2 protein-coding genes are annotated in these 1,360 nt (G+C 45.2%); both read left to right on the top strand.

Translation table 11 applies throughout. The features are described from left to right. On the top strand, positions 1–725 hold a 725-nt coding region (locus tag AAIG11_RS17875; protein ID WP_425499439.1), incomplete at its 5' end, for a Mu transposase domain-containing protein. Beyond that, a partial coding sequence (gene istB, locus AAIG11_RS17870; RefSeq protein ID WP_343187547.1) for an IS21-like element helper ATPase IstB occupies positions 722–1,360 on the top strand: 639 nt, incomplete at its 3' end. The genes AAIG11_RS17875 and istB, both read left to right, overlap by 4 nt.

Below are 1,360 nucleotides of genomic sequence, written 5' to 3'. Positions count from 1 at the left end.
GGTCCCGGCGCAACATACTGGTGCCAGTACCACGGGTTGAAACCATTGAAAAATTAAACAATACCCTACTGGCCGGCTGCCTGGAGTACCGTCATCATCAAATACAGGGCAGAAGCCAAACCGTAGGCCAGCAGTCAGAAACAGACTGCTTTGCGCTTCACCGACTCCCAGCCTATGTTTTTGATACCAGTAAAAGTGTACCAGCACGTGTATATGATGACAGTACTGTCCAGTTTGACCGAAACCGTTACTCAGTACCAGTCGAACTGGTTGGTCGTCAGATAAGCGTTAAAGCTTACGGCAATCATATTGCCTGTTACCACAATGCAGAAAAGGTTGCCCATCACACACGCAGTTATGGTCGATCAGACACCTTTTTTCAGTTGGAGCATTATCTGCCCTTGCTGGAACAAAAGCCTCGGTCAGTGTATCATTCTAAACCCGTTCGCAAATCTGCTGCTGTTGAATTGTTGGACTGGGGAAAAACCTTTCCTCATGATGCAAAAGATACAGTTAAGTTACTCAAGCTAAGTGTTGAGTTCGGTGTTAACCGTCTCTTAGCCATTCGTGACCAGCTGCCAGCAGGTATTAAGCCCTCAATTGAACTGATCAGAAGCGAACTAAACCCGCCCATTGAACCAATACCACACCTCACTGGGGATATCTCAGTGAACACCATCGACCTTGCAGCCTATGACCGCAAATACAAGGTGGTGGGACAATGAACGGGAAGAAAGAAATCATTGCCCTGTATGCAAAACAACTGCGTATTCCCAGTTTTTCACGGTATCAGGAAATCCTGCGTCAGAGTGAACAGGTGGGCTATGAAGATTTCCTGGTAGCCATGATGAAGCAAGAGCTGGAATCCCGTCGAATCAATCAGCAAAAACGACGTATTAAAGCAGCTGGCTTTCCACATCAAAAAACACTGGAGGAACTTGATTTAAACCGACTTCTGCACGTTGAAGATGCCTTCATTCATGAACTGGCCTGCTGTGATTTCATCCGGAATCGGCAAAACATCGTTATGATCGGCAATTCAGGTGGTGGTAAAAGTCATACAAGCATTGCCCTTGGTCTAAAAGCCTGTGAAGCGGGATTTAGGGTAAAGTTCTTTACAGCTGCTACTTTGGCCACCATGTTGGTGGAGGCAAAAGATCAACGCGAACTACAGAAGCTTGAAAAGCAACTCAAGAAAGTTGAACTCCTCATCATTGATGAACTATCGTATTTAAGTTTCAACCGACATCAATCAGAACTATTATTCAAAGTCATCTCTGACCGGGCGGAAAAAAGTAGTGTTATGATCAGCAGCAATCTTGAATTTTCAAGATGGACAGAGCTTTTCGAAAACCCAACA

Source organism: Anoxynatronum sibiricum (assembly GCF_039414295.1).
GTDB lineage: Bacteria > Bacillota > Clostridia > Peptostreptococcales > Tindalliaceae > Anoxynatronum > Anoxynatronum sibiricum.
This window is presented reverse-complemented; position numbering and strand designations above follow the sequence as displayed.